The sequence below is a fragment of the Cupriavidus sp. UYPR2.512 genome, assembly GCF_000379565.1.
Lineage (GTDB): Bacteria > Pseudomonadota > Gammaproteobacteria > Burkholderiales > Burkholderiaceae > Cupriavidus.
In genome coordinates, this window is the sequence record NZ_KB902854.1 from 119,124 (window position 1) to 141,304 (window position 22,181).

Genomic DNA, 22,181 nt, shown 5'->3' on the forward strand with positions numbered 1-22,181 from the left:
GAACGGCGCCGGGGCGCTTGGCGCCAAGATCCAGGGGGAATGTGTCATGGCCTTGCGCAGGCCATGACCGTAGTCATTGGTCAGGTGTCCCGAGCGCGCGGCTGATGCGCAACGCTCCCAGGGTGCCGATCACGCCAGACAGCAGGTAGAGGCTGACCGCCGCCAGGCCGAACAGCGATGACAAGCCCAGCGCCACCAGCGGCGCAAAGGCGGCGCCGAACAGCCAGCCGAAGTCGGTGGTCAGGGCGGCCCCGGTGTAGCGGAAACGGCGTTCGAAGTTTGACGTCACCACGCCCGCGGCCTGCCCGTACGACAGGCCCAGCAGGCCGAAGCCGACCAGGATGAAGGTGTCCTGGCCGGCGGCGCCGCCACCGAGCAGCCACGGCGTTGCCAGGCTGAAGATGCCGATCAGCACGGCCATTGCCGACAGCGTGGTGCGCCGGCCGATGCGGTCCGCGATCCAGCCGGATAGCAGCGTGCCGATAAACGCAATGAAGCCGCCCACGATCTGCACGGCCAGCACGTCAGAGATGTCCTGTGTGCGGTGCAGGATCACCCAGGAGAGCGGGAACACCGTGACAAGGTGGAACAGCGCATAGCTGGCCAGCGCTGCAAAGGCCCCCAGGAAGATGTTGAAGCCTTGCGCGTTCACCATCTGCAAGGTGCTGATCGGCTCCAGCTCGTCTTCTTCGAGCAGCTGCGTGTACTCATGGGTCACCACCAGGCGCAGCCGTGCAAACAGCGCCACGACGTTGATGGCGAAGGCCACATAGAACGGATAGCGCCAGCCCCATTCGATGAATTCAGGCGGGGTCAGGCTGGCATGCAGGAACAGGTACAGCGAACTGGCGATGATAAAGCCGGTGGGCGCGCCGAGCTGGCCCACCATCGCATACCAGCCGCGCTTGTTCTCCGGCGTGTTGAGCGCCAGCAGCGAGGGCAGCCCGTCCCACGACCCGCCGAACGCAATGCCCTGCAGGAAGCGGAACAGCGCCAGCAGGTAGATCGACGCGGCACCGATCGAGGCGTACGACGGCAGGAACGCAATCCCCACCGTGGCCGTGCCGAGCAGGAACAGGGACGCCGTCAGCTTGATGCCCCGGCCCCAGCGCCGCTGGATGCGCATGAACAGCGCGGTGCCGAACGGGCGCCCGATGAACGCAAACGAGAAGATCGTGAAACTGTAGAGCAGCCCGGCCAGCTCGCCCGCGAACGGAAAGTAGACCGCCGGGAAAACGAGCACGGAGGCAATGCCGTACACGAAGAAGTCGAAGTACTCCGAGGCTCGTCCGATCACCACCCCGGTGGCGATTTCGGCGGGTGCCACCTGGTGGTGGCCGGGCGCCGGAGGTGCAGTCGGCGATGCGCGATGCTGGTGGGTGAGGCTGGCCATCGTCAAGTCTCCTTCCTGGCAGGAGTGCTTCGATACCGCACATGGAGCCGACCCCGTTCAGATGAAATTGGCTCTTAAGTCTCGCACTCACAAGAATAGCGCCTAAACTGCCATAGAAAAACGAAAGGTGAGTTCACCGGCAGTTTGCCGATATTCCTCAGACGCCACTTCCGAGACTATGGGCCGCTTCGACGCTGTAGTGCCGCTAAGACGTGTGCAGGGAAGATTACTGCTTCGGTGTGCCGCCGCGGTCATGCTGGCGTGCCTGGCCGGTTGTAATGCCGTGCTGCTTGCGCCATCCGGAGACATGGCCGTGCGCCAGCGCGACCTGATCATCATCGCCACCTGCCTGATGTTGCTGATCATCGTTCCGGTGATCATCCTCACGCTGCTGTTTGCGTGGCGCTATCGGGAAAGCGCAACTGACGCGCCCTACAACCCCGACTGGGACCACTCCACGGTGCTTGAGCTGGCGATCTGGGCCGCGCCGCTGCTGATCATCATCGCGCTGGGCGCCGTGACCTGGGTCAGCACCCACCAGCTCGATCCCTACCGTCCGCTGACGCGGCTCGAACCAGGCCGGCCGGTGCCGGCGGACGTGAAGCCGCTGACGGTGGAGGTGGTGGCAATGGACTGGAAGTGGCTGTTCCTGTATCCCGAGCAGGGCATCGCCACCGTCAACGAGCTGGCTGCACCGGTCGGCCGTCCCATCGCCTTCCGCATCACCGCCACCTCGGTGATGAACGCATTCTTCGTCCCGTCGCTGGCCGGCATGGTCTACGCCATGCCCGGCATGGAAACCAAGCTGCATGCCGTGATCAACAAGTCCGGCGTGTATGAGGGCTTCTCCGCCAACTACAGCGGCGCGGGCTTCTCCCACATGCGTTTCAAGTTCCACGGGCTGTCGAACCAGGATTTCGAGCGCTGGATCCAGCAAGTCAAGTCGTCGGGCCAGGGGCTGTCAACGGACACGTACCTCAAGCTCGCGCAGCCCAGCGAGCGCGAAGCGGTGCAACGCTATGCCAACGTGGCGCCAGGCCTCTACGACCTGATCCTGAACCGTTGCGTGGGCGGCGGGCCGTGCATGGCAGACACCATGGCGCTTGACCGCAGCCGCGGAAAATTCGACCCGTCCGGCGCGGTCTGCACGGCGCGCAACACCCCGGCCACAGCACCCGTGTTCGCGCGCAATGACGGCCAGGTGCTGCTGCAGTAAGGCGCGGATCCGGATCTTCCCTTGCGGTACTGGCCAGCCCCATCGGCCATGGTTGGTTAATTCAGGCCCCAGGTGACAAACATGCCCGAGCGCTCGGAACTCGCCAATTTGATCTTCGGCCGTCTTTCGTGGGAGGCCGTCCCGCTGCATGAACCCATCCTGCTCGGCACCTTCCTCGTGGTGGTGCTCGGCGGGGGCGCATTGGTCGCGGCGCTCACCTATTACCGCCTCTGGGGCTACCTGTGGCGGGAATGGTTCACCAGCATCGACCACAAGAAGATCGGCATCATGTATGTGATCCTGGGCATCGTGATGCTGCTGCGCGGCTTTGCCGATGCGGTCATGATGCGCATCCAGCAGGCCGTCGCGTTCGGCGACAACCTTGGCTACCTGCCGCCGCACCACTACGACCAGATCTTTACCGCGCACGGCGTGATCATGATCTTCTTCGTGGCCATGCCGCTGGTCACGGGGTTGATGAACTTCGTCATGCCGCTGCAGATCGGCGCCCGCGACGTGGCCTTCCCGTTCCTGAACAACTTCAGCTTCTGGATGACCACGGGCGGTGCCATCCTGGTCATGATGTCGCTGTTCGTGGGCGAGTTCGCGCGCACCGGATGGCTGGCCTATCCGCCGTTGTCCGGCATCATCCACAGCCCTGATGTCGGCGTCGACTACTACATCTGGGCGCTGCAGGTAGCCGGGGTAGGGACCTTGCTCTCCGGCATCAACCTGCTTGTGACCATCGTCAAGATGCGGGCTCCCGGCATGACGCTGATGCGCATGCCGATCTTCACCTGGACCGCGCTGTGCACCAACGTGCTGATCATCGCCGCGTTCCCGGTGCTGACCGCGGCGCTGGCGCTGCTTGCCCTGGACCGCTACGCCGGCACCAACTTCTTCACCACCGAGCAGGGCGGCAGCGCCATGATGTACGTGAACCTGATCTGGATATGGGGCCATCCGGAGGTGTACATCCTTGTGCTTCCGGTCTTCGGGGTGTTCTCGGAAGTGGTCGCCACGTTCTGCCGCAAGCGCCTGTTCGGGTACGCGTCGATGGTCTACGCCACGGTGGTGATCACCGTGCTGTCGTACCTGGTCTGGTTGCACCATTTCTTCACGATGGGATCGGGCGCCAGCGTCAATTCGTTCTTCGGCATCACCACCATGATCATATCGATCCCGACCGGTGCCAAGATCTTCAACTGGCTGTTCACGATGTACCACGGCAAGATCCGCTTCGAGCCCCCGATGCTCTGGACGATCGGCTTCATGGTCACGTTCGTGATCGGCGGCATGACCGGCGTGCTGCTGGCGGTGCCGCCCGCTGACTTCTCCTTGCACAACAGCCTGTTCCTGATCGCGCATTTCCACAATGTGATCATCGGCGGCGTGCTGTTCGGCCTGATGGCAGGCATTACCTACTGGTTCCCGAAGGCATTTGGCTATCGCCTGGTCTCGTCCTGGGGCAAGGCATCGTTCTGGTTCTGGCTGGTCGGCTTCTACTTTGCGTTCATGCCGCTGTACTGGCTGGGGCTGCATGGCGTGACCCGGCGCATGAGCCATTTCGAGGACGCAACGTACCAGGTCTGGTTCCAGCTGGCTGCGTTCGGCGCCTTGCTGATCGCCATCGGCATTGCCTGCTTCCTGGTCCAGTTGGTGGTCAGCTTCATCCACCGCGAGGCGCTCCGCGACCTGACCGGCGATCCGTGGAACGGCCGCACGCTCGAATGGTCGACGTCATCCCCGCCGCCGCAGTACAACTTCGCCTTTACGCCGGTGGTGCACGACACCGACGCCTGGTGGCACATGAAGCAGAATGGCTACGCGCGGCCCCAGCAGGGCTTTATTCCGATCCACATGCCGAAGAACACCGCGGCCGGCATCGTGCTCGCAGGGTTCTCCACGCTCTGCGGCTTCGCGTTGATCTGGCACATCTGGTGGCTGGCGGCGGCATCGTTCGCGGCCACGATCATCGGCGCGATCATCCATACCTTCAACTACAAGCGCGACTACTACCTCCCTGCCGATCTGGTGGTCCAGACTGAAGCGGCGCGCACACAACGGATGGCAGGCCATGGCTGACACCACCTTTCCCAACCATGTGAGCGGCACCGCCGCCGCGGACACGGCCCCGCCGGGGGGCTACCAGTTCTACCTGCCCGAAGACCATCACCCGCAGAACGGGACGCTGCTGGGGTTCTGGCTTTACCTGATGAGCGACTGCCTGATATTCGCGTGCCTGTTCGCCGCGTATGGCGTGCTGGGCCGGGAGTATGCGGGGGGACCGAGCGGGGCAGAGCTGTTCGAGCTGCCGCTGGTGGCTCTGAACACCTCGTTCCTGCTGCTGTCGTCGATCACCTACGGCTTTGCCATGCTGCAGATGCAGCAGAACCGCCTCGCCGGCACCCAGATCTGGCTGGCCATCACGGGGGTCTTCGGCGCGGGGTTCCTGGCGGTCGAGCTTTTTGAGTTCGCGCACCTGGTCCATGAGGGCGCGGGGCCGCAGCGCAGTGCGTTTCTGACCTCCTTCTTCTCGCTCGTCGGCACCCACGGGCTGCACGTGACGTGCGGCATTATCTGGCTGATCGTGCTGATGACCCAGGTGGCGCAGCACGGGCTGATCACGGCCAACAAGCGCAGGCTGATGTGCCTGTCGATGTTCTGGCACTTTCTGGACGTCGTCTGGATCGGCGTCTTTACCTTCGTCTACCTGATGGGGGCGTTGCCATGAGCGCGCACGATCAAACGCTGGACAGCCACGGACACAGCCATGGACATGACGAGGAAGTGGGCCCGCACGCCACGCTGGGCGGCTATCTGACGGGCTTCGTGCTGTCCGTCTTCCTGACCGCCATCCCGTTCTGGCTGGTGATGGGAAAGGTGTTTGACAAGTCGTCCACCACCGCCATCGTCATCCTGCTGATCGGCGCCGTGCAGATCGTGGTGCACATGATCTACTTCCTGCACATGAACGCCAGGTCGGAGGGCGGCTGGAACATGCTGTCGCTGATGTTCACGCTGGTGCTGGTGGTGATCGCGCTGACGGGTTCGCTATGGGTGATGTTCCACCTGAACAGCAACATGATGCCGACCATGCAGCATGAGCGCACGACAGGCGCCGGCACGGCGATCGTGCCGCCCAGGACCAAGTAGGCACAGGCCGGCGCAGGCGGGAATGGGTTCCCCGCCTCATTCCCGTTCACGGAGCCTGACATGCGCGCAACGCGCCTTGTCGCGACCCTGTGCCTGGCGCTGCTTGCCGTGCCGGCTTGCGCGCAGCGGCTGGCCGTGAAGGTCGAGAACTTCAGCACGCCAGGCCCATGTGCGGAAGAAGACAATGTCTCGTTCGCCCTGTCCGCTGCCGCGGTTGGGAGGTTCCGGATTCAGGCATTGCATCCCCCCTACGTCAACGCCATCCGCATTGACAGCTCCGCGCCTGACTTCTCCGGGTGCAACTTCGGCAAGGCGCCTCACCCGACGGATCCCCGCCATGTCTTCGTGCCGCGCACGGTCACCCTCCTTGATGACGCCAACATTGCCATTGTCGGCATCACGTTCGCCAGCTTCTGGCGGCCACATCGGGTGCCGGTCACGGTAGCGGGCAGGGCCGATGCCGGCTTTCACCTGATCCAGGTGTTCCGGAAGTCCGGCCGGACGCGTACCGAGGTCCTGGTGCTCTATCCCGCCGATGGCTACTGGCGGGCGAAACCCTTGCCGGCCCGCCATCTGGGTGTCAATGCGTATGGCTCTTCGTTCCTGCTGGGGCCGATAGAGCAGGAAGGGCGCCCGGTGGTCAACATCGCGCAGATAGAAATCGAGCCGCAACCCTTGGTCTTCAGGCTGCATTTCACGTGCGGAGGCCAGGCAACGGTCACGATCACTGAAATCAGCGACATGCGCACGGCGCTCGATGTCCGGTTCCTGCCGGCGCATGACGCCAGACGTCCGTTTGCGATGCTGCGTTCCATGTATGTTGCCGACGACAATGCAGACGCGAGCGAGGTTACCTGGACCACCGGGCCGGCTGGTGAGGCCATCAGGAAGCCGGTGATGGCCGTCACTTCAATGCAGGCGACCGCGGTGCGATTCGGCCGCACTGTCCGGTCGCGTCACAACACCAGCGCCCCCGACTTGATGTTCGACGCCTTCGAAGCGTCTGCGACGGAGGGCACGGCGCCAACGGGCAAGAGGCTGGACTGAATCGATTCCGGCAATCTCACGATCAGCCAAAATATATTCATGTCGACAATAAAAAAGACGACTGCTATGATTTGCGCACGATAGCCTGAGCCGGTAGAAATCGCTTGTCGCACGGTGGTGGGGCGGGCAGCACTTTTTCAGGCTGGTAAATGGTCGAAAGAACATGGGGACGACGATGTCATCACTGAAAGAGCTGCTCGCAATCACACTGTGCGCCGAGGCAATCATTGCCTTGTGCGCGCCAGGACCGGTGCAGGCACAGGAAGCCTGGCCCGCGCGCCCGATCCAAATGATTGTTCCGTCGTCTCCCGGGTCGGGAACCGACGCGCTGGCGCGGGTCATGGCGCAACGCCTTTCCGAATCGCTGAAGCAGGCTGTGGTCGTGGAGAACCGGCCGGGCGGCAGCGGGGTGATCGGGACCAACGCCGTCCTCAAGGCAGCGCCGGACGGCTACACGATTCTCTACACAACGGCATCCAACATGGTGGTTGCGCCGGCCGTCATCAAGTCCGTTTCCCAGGAGGCAAGAAGGAGCCTCGTGCCGATCGCGCAGACAGCTGCGGGTGGGGTGTTGCTACTGGTGAGCCCGGATCTGCCGGTGCACGATTTGCCTGGACTCATCGAGCTTGTAAAGGCAAATCCGGATAAGTACGGCTATGGCAGCTGGGGCACCGGCTCGTCCGCGCACTTGACGATGGAGTGGCTGAAGAAGCAGACCGGCATGAAGAGCGAACACATGGCATATCGGACATCCAGTCAACTGCTCACTGAGCTTTCCTCGGGGGTGCTGAAGATCGGCTGGACCGATCCCAGCGTGGCGGTTCCGTTCCTGCGTTCCGGGAAGGTGCGTGGCATAGCCATCGTCGGCAATGTGCGCTCGCCACAGCTTGCCAACGTCAGGACGATGAGTGAGCAGGGCTACAAGTTCAATACGGTGGGATGGTTCGGCATGTTCGCGCCAGCCGGAACCAGTCCGGCGATCGTGAAGCGGCTGGCCGATGAGGCCAACAAGGTGCAGGCATTGCCGGAGATCGCGGCGCTGATGCAGAAACTGAACTTCGAGCCACCTCCGGTAAAGACCTCCGCGCAGCTGGGCGAGATCGTCCGGAACGATCTGCAAGTCTGGACGAAGATCGCCAACGACGCAGGGATCAAGGTCGACGAATAGGAGCTGGCGCATCTGCACCAGCGGATCTTTGTCACAAGAAGGAAAGTTCAAGGCGTGCAAGGTAAAGCGGAACGTTGCGCCTTGCCAGACGATTCAATCGTCGCGAAAGACACTCAGACATCAACCAATCCACTGCGTCACCAAGCCGGTTTGTCCTTTGGCGAGCTCAAGTCGAGCTCAAGCGGCAATCCGCAGGTGAACGGTCTTATTTGATAGAAAACAGGAGACGACATGGCGAAATTCGTTAAGTTTTACGAAACAGGCGGACCCGACATCCTTCGTTTTGAGGACGGCAGCGTTGGCGAGCCCGGACCGGGGGAGGTCCGCGTCCGTCACGTGGCGGTAGGCTTGAACTTTGCCGATACCTACTTCCGCAGCGGTACTTACAAGGTTCCGCTGCCCAGCGGCATTGGCAACGAGGCCGCTGGCGTGATCGAGGCCGTCGGCGCCGGCGTCACCCATCTGGCGGTTGGCGACCGTGTCACCTATACGGGATTTACCAACACGCTGGGCGCCTACAGCACGCAGCGGCTGATCTCTGCCGATCCGCTGATCAAGCTGCCGGAGGCAATCCGTTGCGAAGTCGCGGCGGCCATGACCATGCGGGGCTTGTCAGCGGCCTACCTGATGCGCCGGATCTACCCCTTCAAGGCGGGCGACTCCATCCTGCTGCATGCCGCGGCAGGTGGTGTTGGCCTGATTGTTTCGCAGTGGGCAAAGTTGTTGGGGCTGACCGTGATTGGCACAGTTTCCACCGATGCCAAGGCCGAAGTGGCGCGTGCCCACGGCTGTGACCACACGATCAACTACAGCCATGAGGACGTGGCCAGGCGCGTGCGGGAACTGACGGACGGCGTGGGCGTGAACGTGGTCTTCGACAGCGTGGGCAAGGACACCTTCATGTCCTCGCTGGACTCCCTCAAGCGCCGCGGCCTGCTGGTGTGCGTGGGTTTCGCCTCCGGCCCGGTCACCGGGTTCGATCCGGCAATTCTGGCCCGAAAAGGCTCGGCATTCCTGACGCGCCCGGGCCTGGCCGACTATATCGCCGATCCTGCCGAGAAGGCGGAACTGGTCGGCGAGCTGTTCGGCCACGTGGCGGCTGGCCGCATCCGCATCGGGATCAATCAGCGCTATGCCCTGGAAGATGCAGTGCAGGCACACCGGGACCTGGAGTCCCGAAAGACCACCGGCTCGTCCATTTTCGTGATTTGACAGCACGTAGCAGCTTTCTCATCCAATTCGGCATTCTCAAGATTCACATCTCAACCTGGAGATCCATCAACATGAACTTCCTTGACGGCCATCTGTATCCCGAGAACCAGCAGCCTCTGATCATCACCGCCGCTCCCTATGCGCCGGGCTGGATTCCGTCAGACTTCCCGGAAGATATCCCTGTCACCATGGCGGATCAGATCCAGAAGGCGGTGGATTGCTACGAAGCCGGTGCGAGAGTGCTGCATCTGCACGTGCGCGAAGAGGACGGCAAGGGCAGCAAGCGCCTGTCCAAGTTCAATGAGCTGATCGCCGGCGTGCGCAAGGCCTGTCCGGAAATGGTCATCCAGGTGGGAGGCTCTATCAGCTTCGCGCCTGAAGAGGGCCAGGGCGCAAAATGGCTTAGTGATGACACGCGGCATATGCTGGCCGAACTCGATCCGAAGCCCGACCAGGTGACGGTGACCGTCAATACCTCGCAGATGAACGTGACGGAGCATGCTGGTGTGGATGATTTCAAGGGACTGTCGCGAGGGTTCGCGCACCTCTACGGAACCTACAAGGACATGGTGGTGCCGTCGAATCCCAGCTGGTTCGAGGAGCACGTTCGACGTCTGACAGCCGCCGGAATTCAGAGTGAGTTTCAGTGCTACAACATCAACAGCTTTGAAACGATTGAGCGGATGATTCGCCGCGGCGTCTACAAGGGCCCGCTGGTGATGAACTGGGTGGCTATCAGCGGCGGCATGGATCAGGCGAACATCTACAACCTGGCCAACATTCTGCGAGCTGTGCCGGACGGAGCCGTGGTAACGGTGGAGAGTTCGGTGCTGAATGTGCTTCCCATCAACATGATCGGCATGGCTTTGGGCCTGCATGTGCGGTGCGGCATCGAGGACGTACTCTGGAACCAGACCCGCACGGGAAAGATGAGCACCGTGGAACAGATCAAGCAACTGGTGCGTATCGCCGGCGAATTTGGTCGCCCCATCGCGACGGCGCAGCAGACCCGGGAGATCTTGCAGCTTGGGGTCTTCTACGACACGGTGGAAGAGACGCTTCAGAAGAATGGCTTCGCACCCAATCGTAACGGTGGCCACCAGGGCTTCCTGCGCAAGGCCGAATGCATGTAAAGAGCCCTTGGGGGAACTGACAGCATATGCTGCATGAGTCGACCAGATTTTCCGGAGTCGCACTCAAATTGAAGCTGCAGTTTCCCTCATCGGCCGGGATCCCGACCTTTCTCGATACCGTGTGGCCGATACTGTGAGCAGGGTTTTCCCTCCGTTTGCGCGAATCGACAACAACTTGTCGTGATCGGTCAAGCCGGTTGGCGCGGGGCGATCCGAGAATGGAGAAAAGACGGCAATCAAAAGGTACAGACATGAGGAAGCGAACCAATAACTTGTGGTGGCGCGGATACGCCTTGGCGATCGGAGTTGGTGTCGTCGGTGGGATGCCCGTGGCTCAGGCCCAGGAGGATTGGCCAAGCAAGCCGATCCGCCTGGTGGTGGCGGGGCCTGCCGGCGGCAGCGCCGACGCCCTGGCGCGGCTGCTGGCGGAAGGCCTGCAGAAAAAATGGAGCAAGCCGGTTATCGTGGAGAACAAGCCTGGTGCCGCCGGCGCGCTGGCGATCAGCGATTTGCAGGCCACCGGCAAGGATGGTCATACCCTGGTGGTCATTCAGGGCGGCGTCGTGAGCGAAGCGCCGTTGGCCTACAAGGTCCATTACAAGCCCTTTGCCGACCTGAAGCCCCTGGCCCAGGTCAGCCGCACGGGGTTGGTGTTGGTTGCCAACAAGGATGTGCCTGTCTCTAACCTGAAGCAGTTGGTGGACTTCGGCAAATCGCAGAAGGACGGCCTGGTTTTCGCTTCTTATGCTGCGGGATTGAGGGGCCACACCTCGGGCATACTGCTCGGGCAACTCACTCAGGTGCAAATGCGGCATGTGGGCTACAAAGGCTCTCCTCCGGCATTGAATGACCTGATGGGTGGCCATGTGCCGCTGATGTTCGATGGGGTGACTACTTCAATGCCGCTGATCAAGGCGGGGAAGATCAGAGCGATTGCCGTGGCCTATCCGACCCGGATTGCCGGATTGGCGGATGTGCCTACGTTCAAGGAGCTCGGCTACCCGCAGTTGGCGCAAGCAGGCTGGTTCGCCGTGTGGTCGCGCCCGGATGTCGCTCCGGCAGTCCAGCAAAAAATCCGCGAGGAGACGCTGGCGTATTTCAAGCAACCCGGGGTGCAGAACCGCATCAAGGAAATGGGCATGGAGCAGGGGGATGCCGCTACCTCGGAAGAGATGATGGCGGACCTGAAGCAGGCATACCAGCAACAATCCGCGTTGCTGAAGTCCATTAACTACCAGCCAGAGTAATACGGCAGTCACCTGGCCACGCAACTGGCTGGGTGACTACCGTTCCGGCAGGTCCGTTAGTGAAGCCCGATCACGAGAGGTCGCGATTGGCGACCGTCATTGCGCCTGCGCTATGCGCCACGATGATCACCGGCTCCTCGATGGTGGCGAGCGCGCGATCGATCGCCTCGACGCGGGCAGCGCAACTCAGCTTGTCTTGCTCAAGTGGGGCGACGCTGACTACGCGAGGCAGCGTCGCCGCCAGCAGGGTCTGCCAGTGTTAGTAAGGCGCGTCACCGATGATGGCGGTGCGCTCCATCTTTCGGTGGCACGGGGGGTAATCCATCACTGCGTAGTGCTGGGTTGAACGGTTGTCCCAGAAGGCGACACTGTTCTTCTTCCAGCGAAAACGCACCTGGTACTCGGGGATGGTGGCCTGGCTGACCAGGTAGCTAAGCAAATTTGCGGAACCTGGCGCCTTGTCGATGCCGAAGCGCACGTTGTCCGGCACGTTGTAGTTGGTGAAGTGCGTCGTAAAGCTTCCATTGACGAACAGGATCTTCTCTCCGGTTTCAGGATGGGTGCGCACCACCGGGTGCTCGGCATCGGGGTACCGGGCCTTCAGTGCAAGACGCTTTTCGATCGGCATGGCGGCGCCGAAGCTCGCCTCGATGCTGTGGCGCGCGCGCAATGAGGCGATCTTCGTCTTGATATCCTCGGGCAACTGGTCATAGGCCTCGACCATGTTGACCCACATCGTGTCGCCGCCCACGGGCGGGCACTCGATACAGCGCAGCACGCAGCCTAGCGGTGGCTGTTCGCGCCAGGTGGCATCGGTATGCCAGGAATTCTCGTTGCGTTCGGGAGGACTGTCGGGGGTCTTGTAAATCTGAACCAGTCCCGGGTAATCGGGATGGCTGCCCACCACTGGATGGTCCTCCAGCTCGCCGAAGCGGCGCGCAAAAGCCACATGCTGCGCGCGCGTGATGTCCTGGTCGCGGAAGAACAGCACGCGATGCTTCAGGAGCAGCGCCCGGATCTCTGCCATCTGCTGGGCGTCCTCGGCAGCCGCGCCCAGGTTGATGTTGCTGAGCTCTGCGCCGATCGTGCAAGTGATTGGCTCGACCCGGATCGAGTTGCCCAGAGAGGTCGCGCGGACCACTGCGGGTGCCGTTTTGAGGCGTTGGATCATGAACGTTGTCTCCGATTTTTCGAATAGTTTCGAATAGGCCGATCTATCCCCGCGAGTCTGGATCTCACGGGTTTCTCCCGCTTGACACTACATGACTGGGATTTATCATTCCATGTCAATGTTCTACGCCGCTCTCCAATGTCGTCACTTGTCCGCGCTGCGGCCCTCACCAACTACAGCGAGGTCGCTCGGGCCGCCGGACTGGACCCGGTGCGGATGCTCCTTGACGCGGGGTTGAGTCCGAGCGTACTGCGCGAGCCGGACCTCATGATTCCGGTGGAGCGTGTCGGACGGCTGCTCCAGGCGTCCGCAACCCTATCTGGCAACGAGGGCTTCGGGCTGTGCATGGCCGAGTCGCGCCTGTTGTCCAATCTTGGGGCGGTAGGATTGCTGATCCGCGACCAGGCGACGCTGCGCGACTCGCTTCACATGCTGATGCGCTATCAGGCGTTGCTCAACGGTGCGCTGTCGCTGGCGGTAGAAGAGTGCGGCGAACTGGTCATCATTCGCGAGGCGGTAATGGCCGGCAGTGCAAATCAGCCCACGCGCCAAAGGGTTGAACTGGCGCTGGGGGTAATGGTGCGGTTGATACGCCAGCTCCTCAAGCCCGACTGGGAGCCGCGGCGCGTATGCTTCGAGCACCCGGCGCCGCGCGACCTTGGTACGCACCAACGGTTTTTTGGCCCTTGCGTCGAATTCGACTATGACTTCAACTGCATCATCTGCGCGAAGGCCGATCTCGATGCACGCAACCCGTTTGCCGATCCGGCCATGGCGCGCTACGCGCAGCAGTTGATTGATGCATCTGCCATGTCGCAGCGGGCGACAATGCTTGAGGACGTACGGCGCATCATCGTGCTGCTGTTGCCCGGCGGGCGCTGCAGCATCGAGCAGGTGGCGGAGCACCTGGGCGTGGTGTGCCGCACGGTCCAGCGCCGGCTGGCGGAAGAGGGACGGAGCTTCTCGTCGATCGTGAGCGAGATCCGTACGGAACTCGCCGCGCGTCATGTCATCGAAAGCGATCGTCCGTTGACCGAGGTGGCGACGCTACTCGGCTTTTCCGCGCCGAGCGGATTCTCGCGCTGGTATCACGTGCAGTTTGGTTGCAGCCCCAAGGAGAGCCGGGCCACACGCGGCACAGTGCGCCGACAGACGACTGCTTAGCCTGCACCGACCGAGATGCCACCCTCGGCCATCCGCCCGATAGGCCACGTAAGGTAAGATCTTGGATGCTGCGAGCGGTGCAGCGCCGATCGAGGGCAACACCCGACCGGTTTTCCAATAATCGGAAGGATTTACCCCTGATGGGCAGACTCAAGACTACCAACACGCCAGAACTGCAGTCGCTGCTTGCGCCGCAAACACCGCAGAATCCGGTCACGCTGGTTGTCGAGCAGGCGCTTATGCATGGACGCGACTGGTCGGCATCCGTTGCTGACCAGATTGCGGTGCGGCTGGCGGGACTGATTACGATCGACGTGATCCACGCAGGCCAGCGCCTGCTTGAGAAAGACATCAGCGAGGTCCTGGAGGTCAGCCGCGCTCCTGTGCGCGAGGCCTTGCGCATCCTGGAGCGGGAGCGGTTGATCGAGTTCCGCGCTCGGCGCGGTGCCATTGTCACCGAGCCCAATGCCCAGGATCTGCGGGATATCTACGTCGTGCGGGACGCACTGTTTGCAATCCTGCTCAGGCAGCTGATGGAAGAGCGCGCGGACGCGCTTGATGCGTTATTCGGGCAATTCATGCCGCAGCTCGGCAAGGCCGTCGAGGAATCCGTGGACGCCTATATCAGCGTGACCTTCCTGGCGAACATGGCCATGGCAGACCTGTCGAGCAACCGGCTGGTCGGGGAGCTGCTGAATTCCATCTCGCTGCGGGTCCTGCGCTATGTGCGGCTGGGGCTCGCATCCCGTCCCGGATCGCTGGAGAATTCCTTCAAGACCTGGCGTGCCCTGCAGCGCGCCGTAACCAGGCGGGACATCGATGCGGTCCTGGAGACCGCGCACAAGCGTATCGGAAATTCCCGCGAAGCCGCCCTCCGTGCCCTGGCATCCGGCGCCCAGGAAGGCAAGGCCGGCCCTGCAGGCCGCGGCGCTGTGGCCGCCAGGGCCTTCTAAGTCCGCGCCGGCGGGACTGCCCGCCATGGCTATCCGGTCAAGGGGTCCGCGCCCGGCTGGCGAATGCATTCCAATCCCGGAAGACCGTGTCCAGGCAGGATGCCGAATTGCAACGGTCCCGCTTCTTGCGGAACGCTGCAATGTCCGCCTCAGTGATCACCCGTGCCTTGAGCAGGCGCTGCTGATCGGCGTAGATGCGCTGGTAGCCCATGGAAAACAGCGCGGATTCGCAGATCAGGCGTTGCGCCTGCGTGGCGCTGGCAGGCGTGGCCGACGGATCGCAGTCGATGTCGGTGGCATGCGCGCTGCTCAGGAACATGAGGCCTGCGGATGCCAGGGTGTGGAGGGCGAAGCGGACAATGCGGGTCATGACGGGTTGGGGGCAGGGCTGACGCTCGACGCAAAGGCGCCGTGTCAGGCGAATAGTAGCGCGCTCCGGGGTGCGGGCCGACAGGTTCACTGCATGCCGGCCCGCGCCGCATTGCTCAGCGGAACCTGCCTGGCTTGCTACATCCGGAACACCGCCCCCAGCCAGAAGCTCCGCGGCGCGCCCGGTGCCACGAACAGCGCGCTGGCGGCATCCCCCGGTGCCACATGCGGGCGCACCAGGCTGCCGCCGGGGAACACATCATTCGCGATCTGCCCATAGGTCTCATAGCGCCGGTCAAGGACATTGGCCACGCGCGCATAGATCTCAAACTGCCTGTTCACCTTGTACGTGGCGCGCAGGTTGAGGGTGGCGTAGCCGGGCACATGCCAGTCGGCGGTCTTCGGCGGCGCGCCCGGTTGCGGGTCGCTGCGCAGGCCGTCTTCGTTGCCACTGGAGACGGTGCTTGACGCTGCCACCAGGTCGGCGCCAAGCGTCAGGCCGGCCAGTGCCTGCCAGTCGACGCCCAGCTTGAGCGTATGGCGGGGCAGGCCAGCCATGCGCATGCCGGGCCGGATGTCGATGGTGCGTTCGCCGGCAGCAAGCTGGCCGGCGGCCTGGTAGGTCGCCTGGAGATAGCTGTAGGCAAGCCGCAGCGTGACATCGCCCACGCGCTGGCGGGCGGTGAGGTCCAGACCCTGGTTGCGGGTGCGGTCGAAGTTGGCGAAATAGCCGAGCTGGGTGTTCGGCGCGCGCAGGAAGAGGATGTCGTCGTGATTGTCGATGCGGTAGAGCGACGCCGTGACTTCGGTGTCCTTGCCGCGGTGCCAGCGCACGCCTGCGTCATAGGAGTGTGAGACCACCTGCTTCAGGTAGGGGTCGGCCTGCAGGCCGGCCGGCAGGCGGCAGGGCCGCGTCGGGTCGGCGCAGCCGAGTTCGAGGACGGTGGGCACGCGGTTGTTTTGGGCATAGCCCCCGAACACAGTGACCCCGCCGCCCAGCTTCTGCGAGAGCCCCAGCGCCGGGTTGAGGCGGCGGTAGGTAAAGCTCTCACGGGGCTGTTCGCTGCCGTCGCTGTTGCGCAGGGTGTTGCTTACCGTGACGTGGTTCCACCTGGCCGAGGCGGTCAGGAAGGTGCTGGGAGTCAGCGACCAGGTGTCGGACAGGTACAGGCCGAGCATGCGCGAGGTGCCGCCGACGCCGGAGAACAGGGCGTTGGGGGCGTCCGGGTCGGCCACGGCGCCGCGGTCGTCGGTGAAGGTGCCGGGCTGCGTGTACTGCGAATAGGTCAGCCGGCTGCGGTCAAGGGTCAGGCCGGTGTTTAGCAGGTGGTGGTCGGTCTCCCTGGCCATGCTCAGCGCCATGCCGACGGTCTGCTGCCACATATGGGTGGTGTTGATCAAGGCGGGACGCAGCGCGGCGCCTTCGGCCCGGGTTATGCCGCAGGCGTCGCTGCGTGGGCTGCCGTCGGGCGCAAAGCCGTCCCCGCAGTCTTCGGCATAGGCCTCGTAGCCCGGGTTTACATCGCCGTTGGTGGTGTCGCGGCGGCTGGTGCGCACGTAGGCCAGCGCGGCGGCGCTGGTCTTGTCGTCGAACCAGTGGCGGCCGTTGACGGCGGCCTGGGTCACCTGGTTGCGGGTCTGGTCGGGGTAGGTGTACACGGCGTAGCGGTTGGCCTGGTAGAGGTCTGGCAGCGTGCCGTTGCCGCTGGCGTGGAAGCTGGGCACCAGCCCATTGCCGGTCAGCGTGCTGCGGCCGTGCAGCACGGAGACGTCCCAGCTGTCAGTGTCGCCCGCATAGCCAGCCTTGGCGAAGACGTTGCCAAGCCGGCCGCTCGACTGGTCGCGCCAGCCATGCTCCTGGAACAGGGTGCCGGCCGCGAATGCGTGCCAACCGCTGTCGCTGCGCACGCCGCCGGACAGGTCGGCGCGCTTGCGGGCGCCGCTGCCGTAGGACAGGTCGGCCGTGAAGCCGGGCGAGTCCAGCCCGGAACGGGTGGTCATGGCCAGTGCGCCGCCCAGGGTATTGAGGCCGTAGGCCGGGTTGGCGCTGGACACCAGCGACACGTTCGCCAGCGCGGCTTCCGGAATCATGTCCCAGCTGACCACGTCGCCGAAGGGCTCGTTGACGCGGATGCCGTCCAGGTAGACCGACAGGCCCTGCGGCACGCCCGGAATGGACGAGGCACGGAAGCCGCGGTAGGTGATGTCGGTCTGGAACGGGCTGCCCTGGATGTCGTTGGCGTTGACGCCGGCCAGGTTGCGGGACAGGTACTCGGCCAGGTTGCCGGCGCGCGACCGGTCCAGGTCGTCGCCGCGCACGGTCTGCACGGTGTAGGGCACCAGGTCGCTGTCGACGCCGATGCCTGGCAGCGGCGCGGCGGCCACCACCAGGACTTCCGGCAGCATGGCGCTGTCCTGGTTTGGGACAGGGGTGTCCTGCTGCGCAACAGCGGGCCGCTGGACCATCAGCGCGACCGCCACGGCAATCGCGGTGGCGGCGCCGCGGCTGGCTCTGCCGCGGCATGCCAAGGGGTCGCACGGCGCCTGCCCTGGCGGTGCGGGGCGCGGGTTGGCTGGCATGTTCCGTCTCCTCCGGATAAGCGGCGCGATACCTGCATTGGGTAGCGCCTGCCCGGAGCTGAGCAGGTTTCGTACCGTGCATCGGGAGTTCGGGACTTGCGCGGCAAGAGGCCCGGGGGACGCGCTGGCCGAACCCATCTTGCGCCGATGCCTGTCACAAAACAGGACAGCTGCGGACACAAGCAGCGGGCCGGTGCTCCACCATGAGACAGTCGTGCGCGGCGCACCGCACAAGGCACGGCCTGGCCGCAGCGTCCGGCAGTGCGTCCGGCGCGGCCAGGCAACGCCTGGCATGGATCGCGCCCCCATGCTGCGCTGCACATGGTATCGGCCTTGCTCTGTTCACCCGCATCAACACTCTGCCTGGTGCCCAGCCATGTTCCGCCGCCTTGGTCGCTGCCTTGCCTGCCTGCTGCTGTTGCCGTGCCTCGGCCTGGTCCATGCGGGCGCCGCGCTGGCCGAGGGTGCGCAGGGATATCCGTCGCGGCCGATCACGCTGGTGGTGCCATGGCCAGCGGGCGGCGCCACCGATATCTCCATGCGCATCCTGGCGGAGCTGGCCGGGCGTGAGCTGGGGCAGCCTGTCGTGGTGGAGAACCGGCCGGGCGCCGGCGGCACGCTGGTGGGGGGCTTGCTTGCCGCGGCGCGGCCGGACGGCTACACCATCGGCCAGCTGCCGCTGACGGTGTTTCGCTTCCCGCATCAGCAGAAGACCGCCTGGCAGCCGCTGCGCGACATCCAGCCGGTGCTGATGATCTCGGGCTATACCTTCGGCATCGTGGTGCCCGCAGACAGCCCGTTGCGCTCGCTGCGCGACCTGGTCGCCTGGGGCCGCGCGCATCCGGGCGAGCTGACCGTGGGTTCCACCGGCATCGGCACCACCGCCCATCTGGCGATGGAGGACGTGCTCGGGCGCAGCGGCGTGCGCTATCTCCACGTGCCGTATCACGGCACCGCTGACCAGATGTTGGCGGTGGCCAATGGTTCGCTGATGGCGGGGGTCAATTCCACCGGCTTCGCGCCCTTCGTGGAGACCGGCAAGCTGCGCCTGCTGGCCGTGTTCAGCGCGCAGCGCTCACCGCGCTGGCCTGAGGTGCCGACGGTCAGCGAGCTGGGCTTTGCCCATGCGGTCCATAACTCGCCCTACGGCATCGGCGTGCCGCGCGGCACCGATCCGGCAATCGTCGGCCGCCTGCATGACGCGTTCCGCGCCGCGATGCAGCAGCCGCGCCACCTTGCGGAACTGGCCAGGTACGACCAGGAGCTGACTTACCTGAATACCGCGCAATACGATGCCTTCCTGCGCCATGCATGGGAGAGCGAGCGGACCTTTGCCGAGCGCGTGGGCACCGCGCGGGCCAGGGGGCAGCTGTGATGGCCATGCAAGCGCCGCTGGCGCTGTGCTGCGACGCCGTGCGCAAGGCGTTCGGTAGCCGCGTGGCCCTGGACGGAGTCTCGCTCAGCGTGCGGCGCGGCGAGTTCGTGGCACTGCTCGGGCCAAACGGGGCGGGCAAGACCACGCTGTTCCAGATTCTCAGCGGCCTGTTCGTGGCCGATGCGGGGCAGGTCACAGTCATGGGCAGCGACATGCGGAGCGATCCGGTGCGCGCGCTGGCACGGCTGGGCATCGTGTTCCAGCAGCCGGCCATCGACCTGGACCTGCCGGTGCTGGCCAACCTGCGCTTTCACGCGGACCTGCACGGGCTGCCGCGCGGCGCGGCGGCGCGGCGCATCGCCCGGCTGCTCGATGACTTCGGGCTGGCGGCGCGTGCGCGCGCACCGGTGCGCGAGCTTTCGGGCGGCAACCGGCGCAAGGTGGAACTGGCGCGCGCGCTGCTGCATGAACCGGCCATGCTGCTGCTGGACGAGCCGACGGTGGGGCTGGACCCGGCCGCGCGTGCGCAGCTGGTGGCCGATGCCCGGCGGCTGACGGCGCGGGCGCAGGCCGGCGTGCTGTGGGCCACCCACGTGGTGCAGGAGGTGGAGCACGCCGACCGCGTGATCGTGCTGGACCGCGGCACCGTGCGTTTCGACGGCACCCCGGCCGCACTGCGCGGCGCCGCGGCGTGCGACACGCTGGAGGGCGCCTTCCTGGCCATGACGCCGCCGGCCCCTGTCACTGACCCGGCTGCGAGGGGCGTACCCGCATGAACAAGATGCCATCCCCCGTCTGGTTTGCCGGCGTCTTGCTGCTGGTCACGACGCTGCTGGTTGCCGCCGGCCTGGCCGAAGGCGCGCAGGGTGAGGCCGCGCCCCCCGCCGGCAAGGCTACCAACCAGGTCTTTGTATCGAGCGAGAAGGACGACACCCTCGCCGTCTTCGATGCCCGCAGCCGGCAGCTTGTCGCGGTATGGCGGCAGTGCAAGCGCCCGCGCCACTTGCAGCTGTCGCCAGACCGCACGCGCCTGTACGTGGCCTGCAGCGACGACAACCGGGTGGATGTGGTCGATGTGGCCAGCCGCAAGACCCTGGCATCGCTGCCGGTGGGGGACGATCCGGAGTTGTTCGATCTCAGCCAGGACGGCCGCACGCTCTATGTCTCGAATGAAGAGGACGGGCTGCTGTCGGCCTACGAGTTGGCGTCGGGCAAGCGCGTGTTCGCGGTCAGGGTGGGCGAGGAGCCGGAGGGCGTCAAGGCCAGTGCCGACGGCAGGTATGTGTACGTGACCTCGGAGGTGGCCAACCTGGTCCATGTCATCGACCTGGCTTCGCGCACGGTGATCCGCAATATCCAGGTCGGTAACCGGCCGCGGCGGCTGCTGCTGGTGCGCGACGGCAAGGAGCTGTGGGTGTCCAACGAGCTGTCGGCCAGCGTCAGCGTGATCCGTACCGATACCTTCGAGGTGGCCCAGACCATCGCCTTTGCGCCCCGGGGCTTTCGCGCCGAGGACGTGACCCCGGTGGGCATGGCGGCCAGCGGCGACGGCACGCGCGCCTATATCGGCCTGGGCCGCGCCAACCATGTCGCGGTGGTCGAGGTGGCGTCGCGCCGGGTGCAGGATTATGTGCTGGTCGGCCGCCGCGCATGGGGGCTGGCGCTGAGCCGCGACAACGCGCGGCTCTATGTCGCCAACGGCCTGTCCGACGATGTCAGCGTGGTGGATACCGCCAGCCGCAAGGCGGTGGCCACGCTCAAGGCGGGCCGGGTGCCGCATTCGGTGGCGATCGATGACTGAGCGTTCGCGTGCATGGTGGCAGTGGTGGCGTGCCGGGTTGGGTGCCATGGCGCTGGCGTGGCTGCCTGCCGCGGTGCAGGCGGCCGAGGTGCGCGTGGCGGTCGTGTCGCAGGCCGACGACGCGCGCTATGCGCCCCGGCGCCTGGCGCAGCGCTATCCCGGCCAGCCGCAGGGCCGTGCGCTCGACGGCGCCCAGGTGGCGGCCGCGGAAGCGCGCGTGGCGCTCGCGGCCGCGGGCCAGTCGCTCAGGCTGGAAGCACTGGAAGCCCGCACCGGAGCCGAGGTGGCCCCGCTGGTCGCTGCGCTGTCGCGGCAGGGCACGCGCTATATCCTGCTGGACCTGCCGTCGGCGTCGGTCAGGGCGGCCACGGGTGCGGTCAAGCCGGGGGAGGCCTTGTTGTTCAACGTGTCGGCCGATGACGATGAGTTGCGCGGCGCCGGCTGCGCGCCGGTGCTGCTGCACACGCTGCCCAGCCTGCGCATGCGCGCGGATGCGCTGATGCAGTAACGCAAATGGCGCCGCGCCTTGCTGCTGAGCGGCCCGTCCGCGGCCGATGCGGCGCAGCGCGATGCGCTGGTGACGTCGGCGCGGCGCTTTGGCATTGCCTGGTCGGCGCAGCGCGCCTTCAGGCTGTCCAACGACCCGCGTGAGCGTGACCAGGCCAACCTCAGCCTGCTGACCGGCGGCGTGGACTATGACGTGGTGGTGGTGGCCGATGCCGACGGCGAGTTCGCCCGCGGCGTGCCCTACGTCACGCTGCTGCCGCGCCCGGTGGTGGGCGCCAGCGGGCTGGGCGCGCAGGCGTGGCACTGGGCCTGGGAGCGCAATGGCGGGCCGCAGCTCAACCGGCGCTTCATGCGCGCGGCGGGCCGTCCGATGACCGGCTACGACTGGGCTGCCTGGGTGGCGGTCAAGGCTATCGCCGAGAGCGTGGCGCGCCGGCCCAGGGCCGGGTTTGCCGGACAGGCGCAAGCGCTTGCCGCCGGGCAGGTGGTGGTGGACGGCTTCAAGGGGCCGCCACTGTCGTTCCGCCGCTGGGACCGCCAGCTGCGCCAGCCGGTGTTGCTGGCCCACCCTGACGGTGTAGTCGGCATGGCCCCGGTGGAAGGCGTGCTGCATCCGAAGAACAACCTCGACACCCTGGGCGCCGATGAAGCCGACACGGCGTGCCGGGCCCCATCCGCCTAGCGCACCC

General features: G+C 65.0%; 20 protein-coding genes and 1 pseudogene. 16 read left to right on the forward strand and 5 right to left on the reverse strand.

The window, feature by feature from the left end:
* Window positions 1–73 precede the first annotated feature (73 nt).
* Window positions 74–1,393, reverse strand: coding sequence for an MFS transporter (locus tag A3A5_RS0105260; RefSeq protein WP_018309570.1), 1,320 nt, complete (start codon window positions 1,391–1,393; stop codon window positions 74–76).
* Between the two features lie 178 nt (window positions 1,394–1,571).
* On the opposite strand from A3A5_RS0105260, the gene cyoA reads away from it, so the two are divergent.
* The 9 genes from cyoA (at window position 1,572) to A3A5_RS0105305 (ending at window position 11,572) form a co-directional block, all read left to right on the forward strand.
* Entirely contained in the window at window positions 1,572–2,609 is a 1,038-nt protein-coding gene (gene cyoA / locus A3A5_RS0105265) for a ubiquinol oxidase subunit II (RefSeq protein ID WP_026200477.1), read from the forward strand.
* An 81-nt stretch (window positions 2,610–2,690) separates the two neighbouring features.
* Window positions 2,691–4,694, forward strand: a complete 2,004-nt coding sequence (cyoB, locus tag A3A5_RS0105270) for a cytochrome o ubiquinol oxidase subunit I (protein WP_018309572.1) — start codon at window positions 2,691–2,693, stop codon at window positions 4,692–4,694.
* On the forward strand, window positions 4,687–5,343 hold the full coding sequence (gene cyoC / locus A3A5_RS0105275) for a cytochrome o ubiquinol oxidase subunit III (protein ID WP_018309573.1): 657 nt from the start codon (window positions 4,687–4,689) through the stop codon (window positions 5,341–5,343). The genes cyoB and cyoC overlap by 8 nt, the downstream gene beginning before the upstream one ends.
* Window positions 5,340–5,765, forward strand: coding sequence for a cytochrome o ubiquinol oxidase subunit IV (gene cyoD / locus A3A5_RS0105280; protein WP_018309574.1), 426 nt, complete (start codon window positions 5,340–5,342; stop codon window positions 5,763–5,765). Before cyoC ends, cyoD begins: the two co-directional genes overlap by 4 nt.
* 60 nt (window positions 5,766–5,825) lie before the next feature.
* The gene (locus tag A3A5_RS0105285) at window positions 5,826–6,812 is read left to right on the forward strand and encodes a hypothetical protein (protein ID WP_018309575.1); all 987 of its coding nucleotides are present in this window, start codon (window positions 5,826–5,828) and stop codon (window positions 6,810–6,812) included.
* Window positions 6,813–6,987: 175 nt separating this feature from the next.
* Window positions 6,988–7,980: a tripartite tricarboxylate transporter substrate binding protein gene (locus tag A3A5_RS0105290; protein WP_026200478.1), complete on the forward strand. Its 993-nt coding sequence runs from the start codon at window positions 6,988–6,990 to the stop codon at window positions 7,978–7,980.
* Window positions 7,981–8,211: 231 nt separating this feature from the next.
* A complete protein-coding gene (locus tag A3A5_RS0105295; protein ID WP_026200479.1) occupies window positions 8,212–9,192 on the forward strand; it encodes a quinone oxidoreductase in 981 nt (326 codons plus the stop codon).
* A gap of 71 nt (window positions 9,193–9,263) precedes the next feature.
* Window positions 9,264–10,325, forward strand: coding sequence for a 3-keto-5-aminohexanoate cleavage protein (locus tag A3A5_RS0105300; protein WP_018309578.1), 1,062 nt, complete (start codon window positions 9,264–9,266; stop codon window positions 10,323–10,325).
* Between the two features lie 251 nt (window positions 10,326–10,576).
* A complete protein-coding gene (locus tag A3A5_RS0105305; protein ID WP_018309579.1) occupies window positions 10,577–11,572 on the forward strand; it encodes a tripartite tricarboxylate transporter substrate binding protein in 996 nt (331 codons plus the stop codon).
* 85 nt (window positions 11,573–11,657) lie between these two features.
* Here A3A5_RS0105305 and A3A5_RS40740 read toward each other — a convergent pair.
* Both A3A5_RS40740 and A3A5_RS0105310 read right to left on the reverse strand, forming a co-directional pair.
* A pseudogene (locus A3A5_RS40740) lies at window positions 11,658–11,831 on the reverse strand (alpha/beta hydrolase); the annotation flags it as partial.
* Window positions 11,832–12,743 carry a TauD/TfdA family dioxygenase gene (locus A3A5_RS0105310; protein ID WP_018309580.1) on the reverse strand — a complete coding sequence of 304 codons (912 nt, stop codon included), beginning with the start codon at window positions 12,741–12,743 and terminating at the stop codon, window positions 11,832–11,834. It lies immediately after the preceding pseudogene.
* Between the two features lie 138 nt (window positions 12,744–12,881).
* Between A3A5_RS0105310 and A3A5_RS0105315 the strand changes: the two genes are divergently transcribed.
* Entirely contained in the window at window positions 12,882–13,907 is a 1,026-nt protein-coding gene (locus A3A5_RS0105315; protein WP_018309581.1) for an AraC family transcriptional regulator, read from the forward strand.
* A gap of 65 nt (window positions 13,908–13,972) precedes the next feature.
* The gene (locus A3A5_RS0105320) at window positions 13,973–14,860 is read left to right on the forward strand and encodes a GntR family transcriptional regulator (protein ID WP_232431268.1); all 888 of its coding nucleotides are present in this window, start codon (window positions 13,973–13,975) and stop codon (window positions 14,858–14,860) included.
* A 37-nt stretch (window positions 14,861–14,897) separates the two neighbouring features.
* On the opposite strand, the gene A3A5_RS0105325 is transcribed toward A3A5_RS0105320, so the two are convergent.
* Both A3A5_RS0105325 and A3A5_RS0105330 read right to left on the reverse strand, forming a co-directional pair.
* Window positions 14,898–15,320, reverse strand: coding sequence for a hypothetical protein (locus tag A3A5_RS0105325; RefSeq protein ID WP_232431269.1), 423 nt, complete (start codon window positions 15,318–15,320; stop codon window positions 14,898–14,900).
* A gap of 47 nt (window positions 15,321–15,367) precedes the next feature.
* Window positions 15,368–17,809: a TonB-dependent receptor gene (locus A3A5_RS0105330; protein ID WP_018309584.1), complete on the reverse strand. Its 2,442-nt coding sequence runs from the start codon at window positions 17,807–17,809 to the stop codon at window positions 15,368–15,370.
* Between the two features lie 376 nt (window positions 17,810–18,185).
* On the opposite strand from A3A5_RS0105330, the gene A3A5_RS0105335 reads away from it, so the two are divergent.
* The 5 genes from A3A5_RS0105335 to A3A5_RS44385 are packed head-to-tail and all read left to right on the forward strand — an operon-like array spanning window position 18,186 to window position 22,174.
* Entirely contained in the window at window positions 18,186–19,184 is a 999-nt protein-coding gene (locus tag A3A5_RS0105335; protein WP_018309585.1) for a tripartite tricarboxylate transporter substrate binding protein, read from the forward strand.
* The gene (locus A3A5_RS0105340; protein ID WP_018309586.1) at window positions 19,184–19,960 is read left to right on the forward strand and encodes an ABC transporter ATP-binding protein; all 777 of its coding nucleotides are present in this window, start codon (window positions 19,184–19,186) and stop codon (window positions 19,958–19,960) included. Before A3A5_RS0105335 ends, A3A5_RS0105340 begins: the two co-directional genes overlap by 1 nt.
* Window positions 19,957–20,985, forward strand: a complete 1,029-nt coding sequence (locus A3A5_RS0105345; RefSeq protein WP_018309587.1) for a PQQ-dependent catabolism-associated beta-propeller protein — start codon at window positions 19,957–19,959, stop codon at window positions 20,983–20,985. The genes A3A5_RS0105340 and A3A5_RS0105345 overlap by 4 nt, the downstream gene beginning before the upstream one ends.
* Window positions 20,978–21,493 (forward strand): hypothetical protein, encoded by a 516-nt coding sequence (locus tag A3A5_RS44380; RefSeq protein ID WP_232431270.1) that lies wholly within the window; start codon window positions 20,978–20,980, stop codon window positions 21,491–21,493. Before A3A5_RS0105345 ends, A3A5_RS44380 begins: the two co-directional genes overlap by 8 nt.
* A gap of 18 nt (window positions 21,494–21,511) precedes the next feature.
* Window positions 21,512–22,174 carry a hypothetical protein gene (locus tag A3A5_RS44385; protein ID WP_018309589.1) on the forward strand — a complete coding sequence of 221 codons (663 nt, stop codon included), beginning with the start codon at window positions 21,512–21,514 and terminating at the stop codon, window positions 22,172–22,174.
* Window positions 22,175–22,181: the final 7 nt, after the last annotated feature.

Coding starts and splice junctions, on each gene's coding strand:
- A3A5_RS0105260 (WP_018309570.1), bottom strand. CDS start 1,393: ATGGCCAGCCTCACCCACCAGCATCGCGCATCGCCGACTGCACCTCCG.
- cyoA (WP_026200477.1), top strand. CDS start 1,572: ATGGGCCGCTTCGACGCTGTAGTGCCGCTAAGACGTGTGCAGGGAAGA.
- cyoB (WP_018309572.1), top strand. CDS start 2,691: ATGCCCGAGCGCTCGGAACTCGCCAATTTGATCTTCGGCCGTCTTTCG.
- cyoC (WP_018309573.1), top strand. CDS start 4,687: ATGGCTGACACCACCTTTCCCAACCATGTGAGCGGCACCGCCGCCGCG.
- cyoD (WP_018309574.1), top strand. CDS start 5,340: ATGAGCGCGCACGATCAAACGCTGGACAGCCACGGACACAGCCATGGA.
- A3A5_RS0105285 (WP_018309575.1), top strand. CDS start 5,826: ATGCGCGCAACGCGCCTTGTCGCGACCCTGTGCCTGGCGCTGCTTGCC.
- A3A5_RS0105290 (WP_026200478.1), top strand. CDS start 6,988: ATGTCATCACTGAAAGAGCTGCTCGCAATCACACTGTGCGCCGAGGCA.
- A3A5_RS0105295 (WP_026200479.1), top strand. CDS start 8,212: ATGGCGAAATTCGTTAAGTTTTACGAAACAGGCGGACCCGACATCCTT.
- A3A5_RS0105300 (WP_018309578.1), top strand. CDS start 9,264: ATGAACTTCCTTGACGGCCATCTGTATCCCGAGAACCAGCAGCCTCTG.
- A3A5_RS0105305 (WP_018309579.1), top strand. CDS start 10,577: ATGAGGAAGCGAACCAATAACTTGTGGTGGCGCGGATACGCCTTGGCG.
- A3A5_RS0105310 (WP_018309580.1), bottom strand. CDS start 12,743: ATGATCCAACGCCTCAAAACGGCACCCGCAGTGGTCCGCGCGACCTCT.
- A3A5_RS0105315 (WP_018309581.1), top strand. CDS start 12,882: ATGTCGTCACTTGTCCGCGCTGCGGCCCTCACCAACTACAGCGAGGTC.
- A3A5_RS0105320 (WP_232431268.1), top strand. CDS start 13,973: ATGCTGCGAGCGGTGCAGCGCCGATCGAGGGCAACACCCGACCGGTTT.
- A3A5_RS0105330 (WP_018309584.1), bottom strand. CDS start 17,809: ATGCCAGCCAACCCGCGCCCCGCACCGCCAGGGCAGGCGCCGTGCGAC.
- A3A5_RS0105335 (WP_018309585.1), top strand. CDS start 18,186: ATGTTCCGCCGCCTTGGTCGCTGCCTTGCCTGCCTGCTGCTGTTGCCG.
- A3A5_RS0105340 (WP_018309586.1), top strand. CDS start 19,184: ATGGCCATGCAAGCGCCGCTGGCGCTGTGCTGCGACGCCGTGCGCAAG.
- A3A5_RS0105345 (WP_018309587.1), top strand. CDS start 19,957: ATGAACAAGATGCCATCCCCCGTCTGGTTTGCCGGCGTCTTGCTGCTG.
- A3A5_RS44380 (WP_232431270.1), top strand. CDS start 20,978: ATGACTGAGCGTTCGCGTGCATGGTGGCAGTGGTGGCGTGCCGGGTTG.